Genomic DNA, 19,302 nt, shown 5'->3' on the forward strand with positions numbered 1-19,302 from the left:
CCGATTCGCACATATAATGATAGAACGTTTTAAGTTATTGCAAGGAGGCAAAATATGAAAGCTGTTCGTTATTACGGTAAGGAACACGTCCAGATCGACGACATTCCGGAACCACAACTCAAGCCAGGAACCATCAAGATCCACCCCGCTTTCACCGGGCTGTGCGGCTCCGACCTGCATCTCTACTATGACGGCGAGCAGAACGGCGGCAACTCGGCCACCGAGCCGCACCCGCTTTCCGGCGAGACACTGCCGGTCGTCTTCGGCCACGAATTCTCCGGCACCGTCGAGGCCATCGCCGATGACGTCGACACCGATCTGAAGGTCGGCGACCGCGTGGTCGTGGAACCGGTCATGGTCTGCGGCGAATGCGACGCCTGCAAAACCGGCAACTACAACGTCTGCGAGAAGCTGGGCTTCATTGGCATCAACGGCGGTGGCGGCGGCATGAGCGAACATATCGTCGTCGAGGCCAAGCGTGTCTTCCCCGTCGGCGACATGCCGCTCGACCAGGCCGCGCTCATCGAGCCGCTTTCGGTGGCCTACCACGCCGTTCGTCGCACCGACGTCAAGGCGGGAGACACCGTAGTGGTCGGAGGCGCAGGCCCCATCGGTCTGCTCGTCGGCACCGTGCTCAAGGCCAAGGGCGCCAAGGTCATCATCTCCGAGCTTTCCGAAGCCCGCAAGAACAAGGCCTTGGAATCCGGAGCCGCAGACATCGTCGTCGACCCGAGCAAGGAAGACCTCAACGAACGTGTGCGCAAGGAAACCAACGGCAAGGGCGCGGATATCGCCTTCGATTGCGCGGGCGTCGGCGTCGTGGTCCACCAGCTGCTGTCGTGCCTCAAGCAGGAAGGCAAGCTGGAAATCGTCGCGGTGCACGTCAAGCCGCTCGAAATCAACGTCACCAACGAGCTGACCTTCGCCGAACGCGACATCCAGGCATCGCTCGGCTACGCCAACGACCACGCGAAGGTCATCGAGATGGTGCGCGAGAAGGGCATCGACCTCTCGCCGTTCATCACCGACAAGATCAAGGCGGAGGACATCGTCAAGGACGGCTTCGAGAAGCTGCGCCACGACGGCGAGCACCACGTCAAGATCCTCGTCCAGCTCTGAGGAGCTCTGCAACCCTAAAGAGCCAATAGCCTTCTCGGTCTTATTCCGAGATCACATTGCCAACAATCGGGCCGTCGCCTTTTGGTAGCGGCCCGTTTCCATGCGCTTTCTCCACCGAACCTTCAGTTTAGCTTGGGCCAAACAGGTGGCTCGTTTCAGACGAACGGCTTGATCTCAAAGACTCGTTTCAGACGAATCGTCGGTTTCAGACGAACGATTCGTTTCGCCGGCTTACAGGCCGAGCTCCTTGACCCATTGAGCCAAGGTATCCTCGCTGTCGTCGGAGGTGAAGCGACGACCCGTCTTCCATGTCGCCTTGGGCGCGCAAACGTGCAGATGCTCGCCGTTCGCACCGTCCAGGCTGCCGCCGGAGGTGGCGAAGGTGACGATGGTCTTGCCGGAGAAGTCCTGGCTTTCGAGGAACGTACGCACGATCTGCGGCGCGACGCCGTACCAAAGCGGATAGCCGACGAACACCACGTCATAGGCACTGACGTCAATGGAGGACGCCATCTTCGGGCGCGCATCGACGACATGCTCCACGTTCGCCCGGCATTTCTCGTCATCGGCCTTGAGATCGGAGGCGATATACGGCATCGACGGCTTGATCTCCTCGATATCGGCGTTGGCGGCACCAGCCAGTTTTTGCGCCACGGCGCGAGTGTTGCCGGACACGGAAAAATACGTTACCAATGTTTTGTCAGCCATGAAGTTCCCTTCCTCCTGATAATCATTGACTTTTCTGAACTCAATGACATCAAGACACAGTGTAAGCCGGGCCCACCCAAAAGTGACATATCTCACAAGCTTCATCGTTTCTTATTACATTGGACATCAACAAATATCGAGACGTTGGTTGCCGGTTATACGGATCTGCAGAAATTCTGCGACCTCAATGGCTATACGATCACACCGATTGAGCTCTGAGGCAGGACGGTTCTCTTCAACCCGAAATCTCGTGTCGGCCAACGAAAGCCGAAGTCATTCGAACTGACAAGGAGTATTCAAGAACCCGATAACTTCAATGCACCCCGACATGTTATCTTGATTCCCGTTCTCAAGGTGCGCGCAAAGGGACTCGAACCCTCACGACTTGCGTCACAGGAACCTAAATCCTGCGCGTCTACCAATTCCGCCATGCGCGCGTAACGACACCAATCTAGCAGACGTCCCACACAAGCTCGCAGCCCAAACGCCACCAACAGCCGGCACGACTTCCGCTCATTCGCCGGCCATTATTCCCAGGCCGCGGAGATAATCACAAAAAAGTGGCGATAATCGTGATTATCTCCGCACCAGAACATCATTTGCAACGATAATCACAGAAACGAGGCGATTTTTGTGATTATCTCCGCACCCTTCACTTGTCACTCATATCGGCTGGCATTGGCGCGTCACTAAAGCCAGACCATCACACCTCGCGCGCCATCAGGTAGTCGGTCTGCTTGTCATCGCCCTGCCAGAACGCGTGCTGACCGACGCGCACGAAGCCTTTGCCGGTATAGAAGCGTTTCGCGGGCTCGTTGTGTTCCCACACGCCGAGCCACACCTTGTCGAGGTCGCGTTCACGAGCCGTTTGCAGCGCCAGGTTCATCAGCCGGGTGCCGAGTCCGCAGCCTTTGAACGCCTTTCGGATGTAAAGCCGTTGGAGCTCCATCGCGCCAGGCCCCATATCCTCAAGCTGCGCCGAGCCAAAATTCAGCTTCATATAGCCTGCGGGCGTTCCGTTTTGCGCTCCAGAAGACAGTAAAATGACGAAAAACATCGAATCGGGATTGGCCAGTTCATCGCGCAGCACGGGCACGGCGTAAGACTCTTCGAGGAATTTACGCATATCGGCGTCCGAGCTCGTGCCGTCAAAGGTATCGAAGTACGTTTCGACGCTCAGTTTGTGCAGCATCTGGGCATCGCTAACACCACATTTCCTGATAACTCCCGCAACCTTTGAGTCCGGATTTACCGTATTCATCGGATTCGCAGCATTCGTCTGATTGGCCATCAGATTATCACCCCGTTTCGCTCTTCGATATTGTAGAGTCTCGGCCGACTTTCAGCTTGCAAAATCCTGGGATTCCATTCACAGCAACGCATAGGGCAGATTCATCGTATTTTCGACCTGTATCTGTGCACATGAGAACCATCACAAGATAGCGTCGAACATCCCAAATATCGGTATCAAAGGCCATCTATGGGGACTTTATTGCGTTATAGGCAGTGCCGAAGTCTATGATATGACACGGTAGAGCGAATCAACGTCCACAGCAACACCAGCGAAAAGAGAGAAACCAAGTCCATGTCAGCACTCATTCAACCGGCGACACTGCTGCTCATCATCCTGCTCGGGTACCTGTTCAAACGGACCGGCATTTTAGGCGCGAAGGACTACCGCGTGGTGCAGGTGCTGGAATTCGACATCATCCTGCCCGGCGCCATCACCTATTCTTTCGCCACCAACCCGCACCAGCTCAACCTTCTGCTGCTTTCCTGCTTCTCGTTTTTCGCATCCTTGATTCCGCCGCTGCTCATCTTCGTGTCCACGCGTCACCGACCGGTCGCCGACCGCGCGTTCCTGATGCTCAACGGAAGCGGGTTCAACGTCGGCTGCTTCTGCTTCCCGATGGTCCAGGCTTTTCTGGGCCCCGCCGCTTTGGTCCCCGCCGCCATGTTCGACATCGGCAATGACATCATGGTCGCCGCCGGAACGAACGTGATGACGCAAAATCTCCTGCACATCGTCCCCGGCAAAACCCTGGCCGAGCAGAATGCCGGAGACGCCCCGACCTTGCCCCGCATCAAAGCCACCGACCGCGACGCACGCCGCCTGCAACGCCGGGCATTGATCCGCAATGTCGTCAAAGGCTTCGTCACCTCGCCGGCGTTCGACACCTATATCCTGATGCTGGTATTGATGTTCTTCAACTTCCGCTTCCCGCACTGGATCGCGCAGGTCTGCCAGCCGTTCTCCGCGGCCAACGCCTTCTGCTCGATGGTGATGGTGGGCATGCTGACCGATCTGCCCGCCTCCTTGCGCGACCTCAAATTCGTCGGCGAGGTCATGGCCTGGCGCCTGCCCTGCGCGATTATTCTCGCGTTGCTGGCGTGGTATATCCTGCCGTTCAGCCCGCTCATTCGCGAGACCGCGGTGATGTGCTGCCTCGCACCGACCGCCATCTTCTCGACGATGTTCACCGACAAGGTGCTCGGCAACGCCAAACTAGCCGGCTTCATCCTCTGCCTGACCGCCGTGATCGGCACAATTCTGATGACCGCCGCACATTTCATCATCCACATGTAGCGGCACACTCGAACATGAGCCGATACCCGCCAATCGGCTCGCCAGAAAGCCTTATAACGTATCAAATCCAATCATAACGTAACATTACAAAACGCTTAGAGGACGACCACACGGTTCCGCCCCTATAGCTTCTTCCATCGTCAGCTCATAAGTTCAGGAAGCAGGGTGCCGCGCTTCTGTCATGAATGCAACGCAGCCGAAACCATATAACGTTCGAAGCCGCAACATTATGGCATCAACGTTTTCGCGTGCCTACCTGCATCAGCCGATGAGCTGCCTGATTGCCGGGGCCAACGCGACGAATGCCTTGTGTCGGTGCGAAATCGCATTCTTTTCCTCAGCGGTCATTTCCGCACTGGTCAGTTTTTCACCGTCGTCGTTCAACCGTCCGGGCTGATCGTTCGGCACGAAGATCGGATCGTAGCCGAAACCGTTGCCGCCCCGGCGTGCGCGAATGATGACGCCGTGCATCTCGCCGAGTTTGGTCGTCTCCTGCGCCTGCGGCACCGAGCCATCCGCACGACGCTCGACGCACTGTTCCGGCACCACCAGAGCGGCATCGCAGCAGAACCGTGCGCCGCGCTTGGCGTCCGGAATATCCGCGATCTGGGCGAGCAGCAGATCGATGTTGGCCTCGTCGTCGCCGTGCACACCCGACCAGCGCGCCGAGAGGATGCCCGGAGCAGCGCCCAGCACATCGACGATCAGCCCACTGTCGTCGGCGAGCGCCGGCAATCCGGTTCGCCGCGCCACGTCGCGTGCCTTGAGCAGCGCGTTCTCTTCGAAGGTGACACCGGTTTCAACAGGATCCGGCAGATTCATCGAACCGGCGGAAACCAGCTCGACGTGTTGTACCGCCTCTCCGAGCTCCTCCTCGATGATGGTGCGGATCTCCGGCAGCTTGCCTTCATTATGTGTAGCGACGACGATTTTCATGATAGATTCCCAGCCCTTGTCTGTTTCCTACTCGTTTCAGCGTGTATACGTCGCAAACTCTCGGTCAACTTCGACTAGCAGCACTTTTACGACGTCCATTACGCTATTGGCGTCGCAAATCTCCTATCAGCCTCAGCCAATGGCGCATTGCGACGCTCAAAACCCTGCGAACTTCCTCAGTCCTTGGCGAGCGCCTCGTTCTGCGCACGCTGCAGCTCCTTGTTGCCCTTTTCGGCCAGCTCGAGCAGCACGTTGAGCTCATCACGGGTGAAAGGACGGTGCTCGGCGGTGCCCTGGATCTCGATGAACTTGCCGGAGCCGGTCATGGCGACGTTCATGTCGGTCATGGCCTGGCTGTCCTCGATATAGGGCAGGTCCAGCATCGGTGTACCGTTGATAATCCCCACGGAAACCGCGGAGATCTGGTCCTTGATCGCTTTTTGCGCCGAACGGATGTGCTTGTGCTTCTCGGCCCAATGCAGCGCGTCGACCAAAGCCACATATGCACCGGTCACGGAAGCCGTACGGGTGCCGCCATCTGCCTGCAATACGTCGCAGTCCAGCTGCACCTGGTTCTCACCCAGCGCCTTCATATCGATGACACCGCGCAGGCAGCGGCCGACCAAGCGGCTGATCTCCTGTGTACGCCCGCCGACCTTGCCCCTCACGGATTCGCGCGGGGTGCGTTCGGAAGTGGCGCGCGGCAGCATCGCATACTCCGCAGTGACCCAGCCGAGCCCGGAATCCTTGCGCCAACGCGGCACGCCCGGGGCGAACGTCGCGGTGCACATCACGCGGGTGTTGCCGCATTCGATGAGCACGGAACCTTCCGGAGCGTCGGTGAAATGACGGGTGATCTTGACGGGGCGCAGCTCGTCGACGGCACGTCCGTCCGGACGCACCACAGTGTTATCGTTCAGTAAATCCTTGATTTGAGCCATACCGCCAACCTACCATCAGGCGGTCACGTCATTGCGCAACGTTCAATATTCGTTCAAATGCGTTGTTTCCAGCAGCTCACACACTTTTATGCTGGAAACAACGCATTTAAAGTTTCCAATTAGGTTGTTTCCAGCACAAATGTGTGCAAAATGCTGGAAACAACGCAAAATTACGCGTTTTCCGACACCAGTTATGAGGAAACCGGAAAAGCACATCCGCTCAGTTGCGAACGGTGCCGAGCAGCGGCTTCTTCGGCATCACCTTGTCGATCAGGAACAGCACCAGGCCGAGAATGGCGAAACCGATGATGCAGAAGACGATATTGATCCACATCTGGTTCCAGCCGATCTTGTTGACATCGATGAACCCGTACGGATACGGATTGCCGTGCGCCTCCGGACCGGAATGCGGCCAAAGCTGCGCGCGGATGAGCACGAACGCCAGGTAGAACGGGAAGTAGATGAGCCAGGTGAGCACGTAATGCCACTTGAAGCGCTTGTGAGCGTCGAAGAGAATGAAGTCGATGGTCGCGAGGATCGGTGCGGCCTTGTGCAGGATGACGTTGGTCATGATGCCGAACACGTACTTCGAGGTGAGCGGGTTGGCCGGCGGCAGCAGCGTGGCCGCGACGATGCCGGTGATCAGAATGTAGAGCGTCAGGATGCCCTTGAGCCAGGCGGGAGGCTGCTTGCCGTCGATCAGGCACGCGACGCCGGCCCACAGCATCACCAGGCCGAGCAGGAAGTTGGTTTCGTAGGTAAAGTAGACCCAATAGCTGGGTTCGCCCCACGCCACGCTCGTCCAGGCGAGACACAGGAACGCGATGATGAGACGGTAGATTCCGACAAAATATTTCATGACGGCCAGTTTAGGGATAAGCCGAGAAAACACAGTCTTGCATCAAGGCCAGCCACGACACGGATTCAGCCCACCTACACCATCGACATCGACGGCTTTTGCACCTTTGAGAATCTTGAATCCGATGTTCAGCACCGAAGGATACCGAAACCTCCAGCACACTTAGAGTGCATCAATCCACAGCTGTGAAAGCATCCATCAGCAATCAATCATTATGTCGAGATGCCGGTCGGATCCCCATACTTCCAACGCTAAAACAACAAATCGTAGGTGCGATTCACGGAGCGCGCCGAGAGCCGACACCGAGCAAACCGCGCCGAAATGTCTACTTATAGTCATTATTACTATTAATCGCCGTGTCGGGTTAGAATCGAGGTGGAAAAGCAACGCGGCCGGTCAGCCCGGCGACGCAAATCTCGCGCTCTGTCGGCAACGCCGACAACGCAAAGGGCGCGAAAAGCACACCTCAGGGAGGCATGTGATGCTGGATTATTCACCGGCTTTGATGACCGATATGTACGAATACACGATGTTGGACGCGGCTCTGCGCGACGGCACGGCGAACCGCAAGTGCGTTTTCGAGATCTTTACGCGCCACCTGCCCGTAGGCCGTCGTTACGGCGTCGTCGCCGGCACCGGCCGCATCCTCGACGCGCTCGAACGCTTCCATCTGAACGACGACGACCTCAAGTTCCTCTCCGACCGCAAGGTGGTGAGCCCCAAGACCATCGAATGGCTCAAAAACTTCAAGTTCACCGGCTCGATCAAGGGCTATCGCGAAGGCGAAATGTATTTCCCCGACTCCCCGATCCTGGAGGTCGAAGGCACGTTCGGCGAGTGCACGCTGCTCGAAACGCTGCTGCTTTCTATTCTGAATTATGATTCCGCAGTAGCTGCTGCGGCTTCACGTATGTCCAGCGCCGCCGGCAATCGCCCGTGCATGGACATGGGCGGGCGCCGCGCCAACGAATGGGCCGCCGTCGCCGCCGCCAGGGCTGCCGTGGTCGGCGGGTTCCAAGGCACCGCGAACCTGCTCGCCGCCCAGCTTTACGGCCTCAAGGCCATCGGCACCTCGGCCCACTGCTTCACCCTCGTCCACGATTCCGAGCGCGACGCCTTCGCCTCGCAGGTCAAGGCGATGAGCGCGAACACCACGCTTCTGGTCGATACATATGACATCAAGGAAGCCATCAAGACCGCCGTCGAGGTGGCCGGCCCCGAGCTCGGCTGCGTGCGCATCGATTCCGGCGACCTCGCCGAACTGGCCCAGCAGACCCGCAACCAGCTCGACGCCTTGGGCGCCAAGAACACGAAGATCACGGTGACCAACGACCTCGACGAGTATGCGCTGGCCGCCCTGCAATCTGCCCCGGTCGACTCCTACGGCGTCGGCACGATGCTGGTGACCGGCTCCGGCGCCCCGACCTGCGCGATGGTCTACAAGCTCACCGAACGCGAAGGCGAAGGCGGCGAAATGGTTCCCGTCGCCAAGCATTCCGAGAACAAGGCCACCGTCCCCGGCCGCAAGCTTGCCTTCCGCTCCTATGAATATGGCCTGGCCACCGCCGAACACGTCATTTCGGGCTCCGAGGAAAAGCTCGCCGCCTTCCAGCCCGAAGACGGCTGGAAGGATCTGATGGTCACCTACATGGACCACGGCGAGGCCGACAAGCAGTATCAGGGCCACGACGCCATCACCGCCGCGCACGACTACCACGCGAAGGCCCTGGCCGAACTGCCGATCACCGCGCAGTCGCTGATGAAGGGCGATCCTTCAATCCCCACGCAGATCGACGTGCTCTAAAGAACGTAATCGCAGCATCATAATCTGCTGCCCCGGCATCAATTTGCTCATTTTGGGGGTTCTTGGTGCACCAAGTACCCCCAAATACGACGCTTTGGGGTGAATTCTTCAGAAAACGGGGTTCTTGGTGCGCCAAGAGCCCCCAAATTTGACGAATATCACTCAATTCTTTATATAGTCGCCCTCTTGGCGCACCAAGAGGTACAAAATAAAGCAAAATGCTGTGCATACCGTCGATTTCTGGTATGCCCAGCCTTTGTTATGTAAACGGCGAAACAATAATCGTCTCCGCGCAAGAAACCTGACTTTACTTGTCGGTCATTTCCTCGTAGATACGTTTGCAGTCCGGGCAGACCGGATATTGTGACGGATCGTGTTTCGGCACCCAGATCTTGCCGCACAGCGCCACCACGGGCCGTCCGGTGAGCTGAGACTCGCGCATACGGTCACGCGAAACGTAATGCGCAAAGCGATCGGCATCACCGTTGTCGTCGAGCTTGCGCTCCTCCTTGGTTTCCGGACGCTCAAGCACCGCCGTCCCCGCGCCCGAATCCGGATCTTCGGAAGGATTCTCGAACCCCGCCATATCGAGCCAATCGTTCGGCCGCCCATCACTATCCAACATTTCGAAAAAGCCAGTCATCACGTCTCCTTATTCGGCTATACAGTCACATGTCAATCACCGCAATACCGCCTATATCATAACGTCCGGCGTTTACCGTAAGCAACGATGAACATGTCATTCATCTCTAGGCATCACAGCGATTCGATGTTGCGTTTATCAAGAGCGAAAACATCAAAAGACAACAATCACCGGCACCTTGAAGACCCGGGCAACAGCGGAAATCAGCGTCAGGCGTTATTCTTGGGAGTATGACTATTGCAGTGTGCCCAGGCTCGTATGATCCAGTCACGGCAGGGCATTTGGATGTTATCGAACGCAGTGCGCGCATTTTCGAGACGGTACATGTCGTCGTGGCTGTGAACTGCGCGAAAACCCCGATGTTTTCCGAAGAGACCCGCGTGGACGTCATCAGGCGGGCCTTGGTAAAAGACGGATACCCCAACGTCGTCGTCGCCTCCACCGACGGGCTGATCACCGATTATTGCACCAAAGTCGGAGCATCGGTCATCATCAAGGGTCTGCGGCAGAACGGCGACTACGAGGCCGAGCTCGGCATGGCGCTGGTGAACCGCAAACTTTCCGGCGTCGAGACGATGTTCCTGCCTGCCAACCCGATTCTTGAGCATATCTCCAGCACCATCGTCAAGGATGTGGCGCGCCACGGTGGCGACGTCACCGGTATGGTGCCCAATTGCGTGGTCGGTATGCTCGCCGAACAACTTCAAAAAGAAAAGAGTCAATGATGGTGGACGAAAAAGACCTCAACGACGAGGAAGACGATACCCTTTCCAAGGTCATTCCGATCGACGACCTTTCGCCGAACCACAGCGTAAAGGACAGTGAAGCCGAAAGCTCCGTTGAGCACGAGGAAACTTACGATGCCGACGATTCCGACATTGCCGACAACGACGATGCGCCCTCTGTGAAAGCCACCAAGCCGCTTTTCGCCTCGCCTGCCGACCTTCCTGACCTGCGGGAACATCGCAGCGAAGATTCCGGCTATGATGCTGGATCCGATTCCGAATCGGCCACAGAAGATAACGCCGAAAGCAAAAGCCATGACGAATTCACCACGGTTTATGACATCATCGATCAGATGACTTCCTCCATCGAGGAGACCAAGCCGAGCATTTTCACCCCCGGCATGGTGCGCCTCGACCGTGACGAGTTCCTCGACCAGCTTGAACAGCTCAAAGCCATGCTGCCCGTCCAGCTTGAACGTGCCTCCTCGCTGATGCGCGAGGCCGAACGTAGGCTGCAGAACGCGCAGAGCCAGGCGCAGGCCATCGTTACCAAGGCGCAGAGCCAAGCCGCGCAGATCAAGCAGAACGCCGAGGAGCAGGCGCAGATTCTCGCCGGCCAGGAGCGTGTCGTGGATCTGGCGCAGCAAAAGGCACGCGCTATCGTCGACAGCGCTCAGACCAGGTCGACCAAGCTGGTACAAGGAGCCAACGCCTATTGCGCCGACGTGATGAAAGCTCTGAAAGAGCAGGTCTCCACCTACGACCGCGACATTCGCAACGGCATCGACGTCATCGACAAACGCCAGCGCGAGGCGGCCCAACAGCTTCAAACCACCGAAGCCGACGCGATGGCCCAAAGCCAGGCGTCAGCGAAGAAAACCGAATAGCACTATAGTACAGACAAGATCATGGAATCTTGAAGATCCGAAAGAACGATAAACACATATGAGCAGACCTGAAGATTCGCAATGGGCCGTCTGTGTGGGGCAGATCATCTCGCGACCCGGCCAGAGCAAAACCATTGACGCCGATTACCCGGCACCGAGCGGCATCGGCGACAACATCATCGGTGTCAAGGAAGGCGCACCGGTAAAGGTGAACGGTTCTTTCGACTCCATCGTCGACGGGCTGATTTTCACCGGCCATTTCGACGCGCCGGTCCACGCCGAATGCGTACGATGCCTCACACCTCTCAAACGCGACTGGGGCATGGATGTCACCGCGTTCTTCCCCTTTGATTCCGCCAAAGCGAGCGTCAACGCCGATAACGGGCACGGCAAGCACGACGAAGATATCGATATCATCGCCGGCGAGGACGAGTCGGAAGACACCTACCCGCTGAGCCCGGATTGCAACTACGCCGACCTCGAAGCGCTCCTGCGCGACACCTTGGTCGAGAACCTGCCGTTGCAGCCGTTGTGCAGGCCGGACTGCAAGGGGCTGTGCTCGCAGTGCGGCATCAACCTGAACGACAACCCCGATCACCATCACGACGTGGTCGACAACCGTTTCGCGGCTTTGGCCGGCCTCAAGGCCCAGCTGGAAAAGGAAGCGAAACAAGGCAAGTAGAGCTTGTACCGAGATTGCGTTAGACTTGTCTACGCTTAAGCTCAATTTGTTCGAACGAAATAGAGGAATACCATGGCACTGCCAAAGTACAAGACTTCGCGAGCCAATACGCATTCGCGCCGCTCCAACTGGAAGGCCAGCGCGGCCAAGACCGTAGCCTGCCCCAATTGTGGTGCGCCGACCCTGCCGCATATGGCTTGCCCGAGCTGCGGTTCGTTCCGCGGCCGCGTGTATCGCGAGGCTATCAGCAAGTCGCTGAGCAAGTGAAACGCTAGCAGATAAAAGCCCTGCCATCGACGGGTGGCGGGGCTTTTGCATCTCTGCTTACGCTTGGCTTTAATCTAAAAAAACCATTACACCGCCACGCAGATGTATTACAGTAACCAATACGGTTCGGCTATACCTGACGATATTCGATATCGCAGTATTCGCCATCAACCGGCTTGGTGCCCGCAATATGTTCGTCGGGGTCATATCCGTATAAAAGGACCATCATGACCGATTCACAACATAACGAAAATACCAAATCCACCACCCCGCAGCAAGAGCTGCTCGACCGGCTGGGCACCACGCTTTCGCCGGATATGCTGGTGATGGCGCTCACCCACCGCTCCTTCTCGCACGAGCACGAGGGCGCGCCGAATTACGAACGCTTGGAATTCCTGGGCGACGCGGTGCTCGAGTTCGTCTCCACCGAAACCCTGTATCGTGTCCATCCCGACATGAACGAAGGCCAGCTGGCGAAGATGCGGGCGATGGCCGTCTCGGAAAAGGCGCTTTCGCAGATCGCGCGCGAAAAGCTCCAGGTCGGGCCCTATATCCTGCTCGGCCACGGCGAAGCGGAATCAGGCGGAGCCGAGAAAAGCTCGATCCTCTGCGATATCGTCGAATCCCTGATCGGCGCGACGTTCGTGGAACACGGCATTGATGAGGCTCGTAAGGTCGTGCACCATCTGGTCGACGACGAGCTCAAAAAAGTGGCCACGGAAGGGCCTGCGCTGGACTGGAAGACCTCACTGACCGTCAAAGCACACGGCATGGGGCTTGAGGATCCGCGCTACCGCATGGCCGTCTCCGGGCCGGAATACGCGCAGGTCTTCACCGCTCGCGCCGTCGTCGGAAACGATGACGAAGTACTCGGAGTCGGCACCGGTTCCAGCAAACGCAAGGCCCAGCTCGCCGCGGCAAAAGCCGCATGGACGGAGTTGGACACGAATCCGAGCCGCCATCAGGCTAAAAAGCACCATCATCACAACGATGGAAAATCGCAGCGACAATAGCGAATCCTCGAATCCCCACAGACTTGCGACACCCCGCCAATATTTGGGCAATAAGCGTTTTCCGCACATACAAGGCGCTATGATATTGAGCACATCGGCATAGCGTCACAGCCTGCCACGAACGGGCGAGCGAACACCGAGCGTCATTACCATGCAGACGTACACCATACGCAGCAGGTCAGAAGACAATTCCTACAAACCCGAAGAGATAAGAGGAACGATGGTGTCACCAACGCCTTTACAGGCATTCAGCGGGGTGCAGAAAGCACCGACGAAGACAAGCAAACAGACTCTCGTCGACGGCGAGAAGATGACCGGCGCACAGGCGCTGATCCGCGCGCTGGAAGATCTGGGCGTGCAGGACGTTTTCGGCATTCCGGGCGGCGCTATCCTGCCGGTTTATCACCAGATTCACGACGACACCAAGTTCCGTTTCGTGCTGATGCGCCATGAGCAGGGCGCGGGACACGCGGCCGAAGGATACGCCGTCGCCACCGGGCGCGTGGGCGTGTGCATCGTGACCTCCGGCCCAGGCGCCACGAACATGGTCACCCCGATCGCCGACGCGAATATGGATTCGGTTCCGCTCGTCGTCATCTCCGGGCAGGTCGGCATCGATTCGATCGGCACCGACGCCTTCCAGGAGGCCGACACCGTGGGTATCACCTATCCGGTGGTCAAGCATTCCTATCTCGTCACCGACGCGCAGGACATTCCGCGCGTACTCGCCGAAGCGCACTATATCGCACGTTCGGGTCGCCCTGGCCCTGTGGTCGTCGACGTTTCGAAAACCGCACAGGTCGGCGAGATGTATTATTCCTGGCCGCAAAAAATGATACTTCCCGGCTATAATCCCACGACCAAACCTCACGGCCATGTCCTGCGCGAGGCCGCAAAACTCTTCGAGCAGTCCTATCGTCCGGTGCTCTACGTCGGCGGCGGCGCCATGCGTTCCAACGCGGGCGCGCAGGTCAAGGAACTTGCCGATCTAACCGATTCTCCCATCGTCACCACCCTGCCCGCACGCGGCATCGTGCCGGATTCCGACCCGAAGGTGCTGGGAATGCTGGGGATGCACGGCACGTTGGCGGCGACGGCTGCGACGCAGAAATGCGACTTGCTGGTGGCCATCGGCGCACGCTTCGACGACCGTGTGACCGGCAAGATGGACGCGTTCGCCCCCGCCGCCCGCGTTATTCACATCGACATCGACCCGGCCGAAATCGGCAAACGCCGCCAGCCGGATGTGCCGATCGTCGGCGACGTCGCGGAAGTGCTCGACGCTCTGAACGCCGAAATCAAGCGCGGACAGGCCATACGCGGCGCTACGAATCTCAAGCCGTGGTGGAATCTCATCAACTCGTGGCGCGAAAAGTACCCCATGAAGTATGACGAAGAGACCCCCGACGGCACGCTTTCGCCGCAGTGGGTCGTCGAGGAGCTTTCGCGTCAGGCCGCGCCTTCCACCATCTGGGTTTCCGGCGTGGGCCAGCACCAGATGTGGGCCTCGCAGCTGATCGATTTCGAGAACCCGCATTCCTGGATTTCCTCGGGCGGCTTGGGCACCATGGGCTTCGGCCTGCCCGCGGCCATCGGCGCCCGCGTCGGTTCGGCCCGTGATTTCGGCGGCAAAAAGCCGGTCTGGCTGATTGACGGTGACGGCAGCTTCCAGATGACGTCCGAGGAGCTCGCAGCCGCGTTCATCGACAATGCACCGGTGAAAATCGCGATTCTGAACAATTCGGTCTACGGCATGGTCCGTCAGTGGCAGACGCTTTTCTACGACAAGCACTATTCGCAGACCAGCATCCAGGATGGCGAGAATACCGAGGATATCGTCAATGTCCCCGATTTCGTGAAGCTCGCCGAGGCGTATAGCTGCGTCGGCATTCGCGCCACGACGCAGGACGAGGCGAAAGCCGCGATCAAACGCGCCAATGAGATCAATGACCGACCAGTGTTGATCGACTTCCGCGTCTATAAAGATGCCATGGTCTGGCCGATGGTGGCCGCCGGACAGTCCAACGACACCGTCACCTACAAACCGGGCGTGCAGCCGCTGTTGCACAACGACACCACGGATTCGGGCTCAGATTCGGGTGCCGACGAGCCCCAGAACGATACCGACCATGCAGCCGTTGCCGATGGCGCTACGGCTGCTGAACAATCGAAAGAATAAGGACAAGGCGAAAGGAACATCATGGCAATCTATCCCGCATCCACTCCGCACAGCGAGCGCCACACCCTGTCCGTTCTGGTCGAGAACCGCCCCGGCGTACTGGCACGTATAGCAGGCCTCTTCGCCCGCCGCGCCTTTAACATCAACTCGCTTTCCGTCTCCCCCACCGAGCGCCCCGACATTTCGCGCGTTACCGTGACCGCCGACGTCGAGCAGGTGCCGCTGGAGCAAATCATCAAGCAACTCAACAAGTTGCTTCATGTGCTGAAAATCGTCGACCTTGACAACACCGACGCCGTCGAGCGTGAACTGGTGCTCATCAAAGTCGCCGCCAACGAGACGAACCGTTCCGACGTGCTTGAGATCGTGCGCCTCTTCCGCGTGCGCGTGGTCGATGTGCACCCCGAGTCCCTGACTATCGAGGCCACCGGCGCCGAGGGCAAGATCGACGCGTTGCTCGGTCTTTTGCACGATTACGGCATCATCGAGCTGGTTCGTTCCGGTGCCGTCGCCGTGACCCGCGGCCCCCACGCACTGAGCGAAAAAGTGGTCGGCAGCGAGATTCGAGGGCGCTGACGGCATAGCGTTTCGATATCGCTTATTTGTCGGGCGGATATGGCTTCCGAGTCATATCCGCCCTTTGTTTTCAACGATCTTCAACAATCTCAGCAACATAACGTATTACAAACATATCTGCTGGTCTCCACGAATACGAGGGATGGCAAATCGGCCTATTCGACCTGCTCGGAGAGATCCATCCATTCGGCTTCCAGCGTGTCCTTTTCGTCGGAGTTGGCGTTCAACTGCTCGTTGAGTTTGCCCAGACCCTCGTAATCGGCCGGGTCATGTTCCGCCATCTGCTGCTCGATCTTCGACTTTTCGGTTTCGAGTTTGGCCAGCTTGCGCTCGATGGCCGAAAGCCGACGGGTGGCGTCGTGGAAGGCCTTGCCGGTCAGCTTCGGCTCGCTGGATCGCGAATCGGAACCTTCGTCATTATCGCTGCGCCCATTCGCATTCGATGACTGGGATTCAGATGTACCGCTGCTCGAAGCCGAACCCTTGCGCGATGACTTACCACCGCGATTGTCACCGGCAATCTCATCAAGCGTGGCGCCGTTCTCGATCTTGCGCACCATTTCGAGGTAATCGTCGACGCCGCCGGGAAGGTGACGGACCTTGCCGCCAATCAGCGCGAACTGCTCGTCGGTCACCCGTTCAAGCAAGTAACGGTCGTGGGAAACCACAATCAAAGTGCCCGGCCACGAATCCAGTAGATCCTCCATCACGGCCAGCATATCGGTGTCAAGATCGTTGCCGGGCTCGTCGAGAATGAGCACGTTCGGCTCATCCAAGAGAATCAGCAGCAACTGCATACGACGCTTCTGGCCACCGGAAAGATCGGCGATCGGCGTCATCAGCTGCGCGGCCGAGAAACCGAGCCGTTCCATCAGCTGACTGGTCGAAACCTCTTTGCCGTCGACCACGTAGGTCGGCTTGTAGCGGCTCAGCACTTCCTTGATCTTGTATTTGCCGAGTTTTTCAAGCTCGTCAAGACGCTGCGAAAGCACCGCGAATTTCACGGTTTTGCCGATTTTCACGTGTCCTTTGGTCGGCGTCAACGTGCCATCGATAATCTTCAGCAGGGTCGACTTGCCGGCGCCGTTCGCGCCCACGATGCCGAACCGGTCGCCTGGGCCGATCAGCCAGGTGACGTCGTCGAGAATCTTGCGACCGCTGACCGTCACTCGCTGCGCCGACGAAGTCACTGCGGGCGCGTCCTCGGTATCCGGTTCACCGCCGTCTGTCTCGCCGGCATCTGTTGCCCGCTTATCAGCTGCACTGTTTGCCTGATCGGCAGACACTTCGGCTTCGTTTGTTTCCACAGCAACCGGCGTTTCCCCGGCCGCAGCGTTCGCCGCCTTGGCATCGACCAGCCGGTCGTCGTCCAAGTCGTCGACGGCCAACTCGACGGAACCCATGACTTTCGGTTCCTCGTACAGGGCCGGGACGATATCGACGCGAGAAGCGGATTCATCGCCCGAAATATCGTTCGAAGCAGTAGGTGAATTTGGAGCTACACCTTGCGGATGTTCGAAAATCTGCGTGACGTCATTGAGGTCGACGACCTGCTTACCGAGCCGAGAAGTCGCCATCTGCTTGAGCTGTAACGTATTACGCAATGGCGGTACGTCATCGATCAATTCGTGCGCCTGTTTCACGTGGAACTTCTGCTTGGTGGCGCGGGCACGAGCGCCGCGGGTCAGCCACGCCAGCTCCTTGCGGGCCAGGTTGCGCCGGCGCTCCTCGCGGATGTCGGCCTGCCGATCACGTTCGACGCGCTGAAGCATGTAGGCGCTGTAGCCGCCTTCGAACGGGTCGATCACCCCGTCATGAACCTCCCACATCGACTCGCAGACCTCGTCGAGGAACCAACGGTCGTGGGTGACCAAAAGCAGCGCGCCCTGACCGGAGGCCCAACGGTTCTTGAGGTGTTCCGCAAGCCAGTGGATGGTGACGATATCCAAATGGTTCGTAGGCTCGTCGAGGGCCAGAATGTCCCAATCCTTGAGCAAAAGCCGTGTCAGATCGGCCCGGCGACGCTGCCCGCCGGAAAGCGAGCCGATCTTCGCGTCAAGGCTCAGGCCGCCGAGCAACGCTTCCACGACCTCGCGCGAACGGGTGTCGGAAGCCCACTGATAATCCTCGCGCCCCTCAAGCGCGGCCTGGCGCAAGGTGGCGTTGTCATCGAGCGGATCGCGCTGGTCGAGCATACCGAAGGTCAGACCGTTGCGTACGGTCACGCGCCCGGAATCCGGCTTCTGAGTGCCCTTCAGCAGATGCAACAGTGTGGATTTACCGTCGCCATTCTTGCCGACGATGCCGATGCGGTCGCCTTCGAAGACGCCCTGCGTCACATCGGTGAAAATATTTTTAGTGGCGAAATCGAGCGAAACGTGTTCAAGTCCCAAGTCATAAGTCGGCATAGTGATTCGATGGTACCGCCGCCTATCAACACTCTTGCGCCGTGACCGAATATAGCCTCATGCCTTTTTGTGATTATCTCTGCATAATCGCCGAACATACGACGATAATCACATTTCCCGGCCCAATTCTGTGATTATCTCTGCATAATCACCGAACATACGACGATAATCACATTTCCTAGCCTGATTTTGTGATTATCTCTGCATCACGCACTCAATGCGCGGGCGCTGGCGGAGCAACGCACGGCAAACGCGGAGAAGACCTGCTCGGCAAGCGGCTGCAGCTCGACGTCATAGCGCTTGAAGTCCTCACGGATCTTCGCGATCTGGCTTTTCTTCATGCCCTCGATCATGCTCGGCTCAGTGAGCCATTCGTCCAGCAGCGTGGGCGTGACCTCGAGGTGGAATTGCAATCCTAACGCGCTTTTGTAGCTGAACGCCTGGTTTTCGGTGTATTTCGACGACGCGAGAAGCTGACCACCAACGGGCACGGAGACGACGTCGTTATGCCAGTTGAGCACGTTCATCTGATCGGTCCACATCGGGAACCAATCGCTTTTGGCGACGCGCTTGATCGGCGCGAACCCGACTTCGGAGCACTTGCCGCTCTGCAGCTTGCCGCCGAGCGCGGTAGCGATGATCTGGTGGCCCAGGCAGATGCCGAGCACCGGTTTGCCGGCCTTCACGGCCTTGCGCACCAGCTTCGCCTCGGTCTTGAGCCCCGGATATTCCTTATAATCCTGGGCCCCCATCGGCCCGCCCATAATGACGATCCCGGCGATCTCCTCGCTTTTCGGCAGATCGGGATCGGCCTGCGCGGCGATGTTGAACGCTTCGCTGGGCATGCCGAGATCATCAAGGTTATCAAGGATTCGTCCTGGCTTCTCACAGGAGACATGTTGCAGAATAAGCACTTTCGGCATCGTCATGGTTCCATTGTGGCATTTCGTCACCCCAAAATTTTCGCC

Annotated in this window: 17 protein-coding genes, 1 tRNA gene and 2 pseudogenes; 10 read left to right on the top strand and 10 right to left on the bottom strand. The window is 58.2% G+C overall.

The window, feature by feature from the left end; genetic code table 11:
• Positions 1 to 54: 54 nt before the first annotated feature.
• On the top strand, positions 55 to 1,119 hold the full coding sequence (locus OZX75_RS05660; RefSeq protein ID WP_277145695.1) for a 2,3-butanediol dehydrogenase: 1,065 nt from the start codon (positions 55 to 57) through the stop codon (positions 1,117 to 1,119).
• Between the two features lie 231 nt (positions 1,120 to 1,350).
• Here OZX75_RS05660 and OZX75_RS05665 read toward each other — a convergent pair whose 3' ends face one another.
• From OZX75_RS05665 to OZX75_RS05675, 3 genes are all read right to left on the bottom strand, one after another.
• Positions 1,351 to 1,827, bottom strand: coding sequence for a flavodoxin (locus tag OZX75_RS05665; protein WP_277145696.1), 477 nt, complete (start codon positions 1,825 to 1,827; stop codon positions 1,351 to 1,353).
• 355 nt (positions 1,828 to 2,182) lie between these two features.
• Positions 2,183 to 2,264, bottom strand: a tRNA-Leu gene (locus OZX75_RS05670).
• Between the two features lie 266 nt (positions 2,265 to 2,530).
• Positions 2,531 to 3,019, bottom strand: coding sequence for a GNAT family N-acetyltransferase (locus OZX75_RS05675; protein ID WP_277145697.1), 489 nt, complete (start codon positions 3,017 to 3,019; stop codon positions 2,531 to 2,533).
• A gap of 393 nt (positions 3,020 to 3,412) precedes the next feature.
• Between OZX75_RS05675 and OZX75_RS05680 the strand changes: the two genes are divergently transcribed.
• The gene (locus OZX75_RS05680; protein ID WP_277145698.1) at positions 3,413 to 4,414 is read left to right on the top strand and encodes an AEC family transporter; all 1,002 of its coding nucleotides are present in this window, start codon (positions 3,413 to 3,415) and stop codon (positions 4,412 to 4,414) included.
• 261 nt (positions 4,415 to 4,675) lie between these two features.
• Here OZX75_RS05680 and OZX75_RS05685 read toward each other — a convergent pair whose 3' ends face one another.
• From OZX75_RS05685 to OZX75_RS05695, 3 genes are all read right to left on the bottom strand, one after another.
• Positions 4,676 to 5,350: a non-canonical purine NTP pyrophosphatase gene (locus OZX75_RS05685; protein ID WP_277145699.1), complete on the bottom strand. Its 675-nt coding sequence runs from the start codon at positions 5,348 to 5,350 to the stop codon at positions 4,676 to 4,678.
• 176 nt (positions 5,351 to 5,526) lie between these two features.
• The gene (gene rph, locus OZX75_RS05690; RefSeq protein ID WP_277145700.1) at positions 5,527 to 6,291 is read right to left on the bottom strand and encodes a ribonuclease PH; all 765 of its coding nucleotides are present in this window, start codon (positions 6,289 to 6,291) and stop codon (positions 5,527 to 5,529) included.
• Positions 6,292 to 6,511: 220 nt separating this feature from the next.
• Positions 6,512 to 7,150 carry a Pr6Pr family membrane protein gene (locus OZX75_RS05695; protein ID WP_277145701.1) on the bottom strand — a complete coding sequence of 213 codons (639 nt, stop codon included), beginning with the start codon at positions 7,148 to 7,150 and terminating at the stop codon, positions 6,512 to 6,514.
• A 481-nt stretch (positions 7,151 to 7,631) separates the two neighbouring features.
• Here OZX75_RS05695 and OZX75_RS05700 point away from each other — a divergent pair, with 481 nt between their 5' ends.
• Positions 7,632 to 8,954 (top strand): nicotinate phosphoribosyltransferase, encoded by a 1,323-nt coding sequence (locus OZX75_RS05700; protein WP_277145702.1) that lies wholly within the window; start codon positions 7,632 to 7,634, stop codon positions 8,952 to 8,954.
• 307 nt (positions 8,955 to 9,261) lie between these two features.
• Here the strand turns inward: OZX75_RS05700 and OZX75_RS05705 are convergent, their stop codons facing one another.
• A complete protein-coding gene (locus tag OZX75_RS05705) occupies positions 9,262 to 9,540 on the bottom strand; it encodes a DUF3039 domain-containing protein (protein ID WP_277147453.1) in 279 nt (92 codons plus the stop codon).
• 287 nt (positions 9,541 to 9,827) lie between these two features.
• Here OZX75_RS05705 and coaD point away from each other — a divergent pair, with 287 nt between their 5' ends.
• From coaD to ilvN, 7 genes are all read left to right on the top strand, one after another.
• Positions 9,828 to 10,322 carry a pantetheine-phosphate adenylyltransferase gene (coaD, locus tag OZX75_RS05710; protein ID WP_277145703.1) on the top strand — a complete coding sequence of 165 codons (495 nt, stop codon included), beginning with the start codon at positions 9,828 to 9,830 and terminating at the stop codon, positions 10,320 to 10,322.
• On the top strand, positions 10,319 to 11,209 hold the full coding sequence (locus tag OZX75_RS05715; protein WP_277145704.1) for a cell division protein: 891 nt from the start codon (positions 10,319 to 10,321) through the stop codon (positions 11,207 to 11,209). Before coaD ends, OZX75_RS05715 begins: the two co-directional genes overlap by 4 nt.
• A 58-nt stretch (positions 11,210 to 11,267) precedes the next feature.
• The gene (locus OZX75_RS05720; RefSeq protein WP_277145705.1) at positions 11,268 to 11,891 is read left to right on the top strand and encodes a YceD family protein; all 624 of its coding nucleotides are present in this window, start codon (positions 11,268 to 11,270) and stop codon (positions 11,889 to 11,891) included.
• 72 nt (positions 11,892 to 11,963) lie between these two features.
• Positions 11,964 to 12,158 (top strand): 50S ribosomal protein L32, encoded by a 195-nt coding sequence (gene rpmF, locus OZX75_RS05725; RefSeq protein WP_277142447.1) that lies wholly within the window; start codon positions 11,964 to 11,966, stop codon positions 12,156 to 12,158.
• A 227-nt stretch (positions 12,159 to 12,385) separates the two neighbouring features.
• Positions 12,386 to 13,171 (top strand): ribonuclease III, encoded by a 786-nt coding sequence (gene rnc / locus OZX75_RS05730; RefSeq protein WP_277145706.1) that lies wholly within the window; start codon positions 12,386 to 12,388, stop codon positions 13,169 to 13,171.
• Between the two features lie 220 nt (positions 13,172 to 13,391).
• Complete coding sequence (locus OZX75_RS05735) at positions 13,392 to 15,350, top strand: acetolactate synthase large subunit (protein WP_277145707.1); 1,959 nt, start codon at positions 13,392 to 13,394, stop codon at positions 15,348 to 15,350.
• Between the two features lie 21 nt (positions 15,351 to 15,371).
• Positions 15,372 to 15,926, top strand: coding sequence for an acetolactate synthase small subunit (gene ilvN, locus OZX75_RS05740; protein ID WP_277145708.1), 555 nt, complete (start codon positions 15,372 to 15,374; stop codon positions 15,924 to 15,926).
• Positions 15,927 to 16,081: 155 nt separating this feature from the next.
• Here ilvN and OZX75_RS08670 read toward each other — a convergent pair.
• The 3 genes and pseudogenes from OZX75_RS08670 to OZX75_RS05750 all read right to left on the bottom strand — a co-directional run.
• Positions 16,082 to 17,167: pseudogene (locus OZX75_RS08670) on the bottom strand (ATP-binding cassette domain-containing protein); the annotation flags it as partial.
• A gap of 95 nt (positions 17,168 to 17,262) precedes the next feature.
• Positions 17,263 to 18,334 (bottom strand): annotated as a pseudogene (locus tag OZX75_RS08675) (ABC-F family ATP-binding cassette domain-containing protein); the annotation flags it as partial.
• 206 nt (positions 18,335 to 18,540) lie between these two features.
• The gene (locus OZX75_RS05750) at positions 18,541 to 19,263 is read right to left on the bottom strand and encodes a type 1 glutamine amidotransferase (RefSeq protein ID WP_277145710.1); all 723 of its coding nucleotides are present in this window, start codon (positions 19,261 to 19,263) and stop codon (positions 18,541 to 18,543) included.
• Between the last annotated feature and the right edge of the window lie 39 nt (positions 19,264 to 19,302).

It is taken from the genome of Bifidobacterium sp. ESL0800, assembly GCF_029395355.1.
GTDB lineage: Bacteria > Actinomycetota > Actinomycetes > Actinomycetales > Bifidobacteriaceae > Bifidobacterium.

Bases quoted from the DNA above. Each gene is read 5' to 3' on its own strand.
- OZX75_RS05660 (WP_277145695.1), top strand. From the start codon at position 55: ATGAAAGCTGTTCGTTATTACGGTAAGGAACACGTCCAGATCGACGAC.
- OZX75_RS05665 (WP_277145696.1), bottom strand. From the start codon at position 1,827: ATGGCTGACAAAACATTGGTAACGTATTTTTCCGTGTCCGGCAACACT.
- OZX75_RS05695 (WP_277145701.1), bottom strand. From the start codon at position 7,150: ATGAAATATTTTGTCGGAATCTACCGTCTCATCATCGCGTTCCTGTGT.
- rph (WP_277145700.1), bottom strand. From the start codon at position 6,291: ATGGCTCAAATCAAGGATTTACTGAACGATAACACTGTGGTGCGTCCG.
- OZX75_RS05675 (WP_277145697.1), bottom strand. From the start codon at position 3,019: ATGCTGCACAAACTGAGCGTCGAAACGTACTTCGATACCTTTGACGGC.
- rnc (WP_277145706.1), top strand. From the start codon at position 12,386: ATGACCGATTCACAACATAACGAAAATACCAAATCCACCACCCCGCAG.
- OZX75_RS05705 (WP_277147453.1), bottom strand. From the start codon at position 9,540: ATGGCGGGGTTCGAGAATCCTTCCGAAGATCCGGATTCGGGCGCGGGG.
- OZX75_RS05685 (WP_277145699.1), bottom strand. From the start codon at position 5,350: ATGAAAATCGTCGTCGCTACACATAATGAAGGCAAGCTGCCGGAGATC.
- OZX75_RS05750 (WP_277145710.1), bottom strand. From the start codon at position 19,263: ATGACGATGCCGAAAGTGCTTATTCTGCAACATGTCTCCTGTGAGAAG.
- ilvN (WP_277145708.1), top strand. From the start codon at position 15,372: ATGGCAATCTATCCCGCATCCACTCCGCACAGCGAGCGCCACACCCTG.
- rpmF (WP_277142447.1), top strand. From the start codon at position 11,964: ATGGCACTGCCAAAGTACAAGACTTCGCGAGCCAATACGCATTCGCGC.
- OZX75_RS05700 (WP_277145702.1), top strand. From the start codon at position 7,632: ATGCTGGATTATTCACCGGCTTTGATGACCGATATGTACGAATACACG.
- OZX75_RS05735 (WP_277145707.1), top strand. From the start codon at position 13,392: ATGGTGTCACCAACGCCTTTACAGGCATTCAGCGGGGTGCAGAAAGCA.
- OZX75_RS05720 (WP_277145705.1), top strand. From the start codon at position 11,268: ATGAGCAGACCTGAAGATTCGCAATGGGCCGTCTGTGTGGGGCAGATC.
- OZX75_RS05680 (WP_277145698.1), top strand. From the start codon at position 3,413: ATGTCAGCACTCATTCAACCGGCGACACTGCTGCTCATCATCCTGCTC.
- OZX75_RS05715 (WP_277145704.1), top strand. From the start codon at position 10,319: ATGATGGTGGACGAAAAAGACCTCAACGACGAGGAAGACGATACCCTT.
- coaD (WP_277145703.1), top strand. From the start codon at position 9,828: ATGACTATTGCAGTGTGCCCAGGCTCGTATGATCCAGTCACGGCAGGG.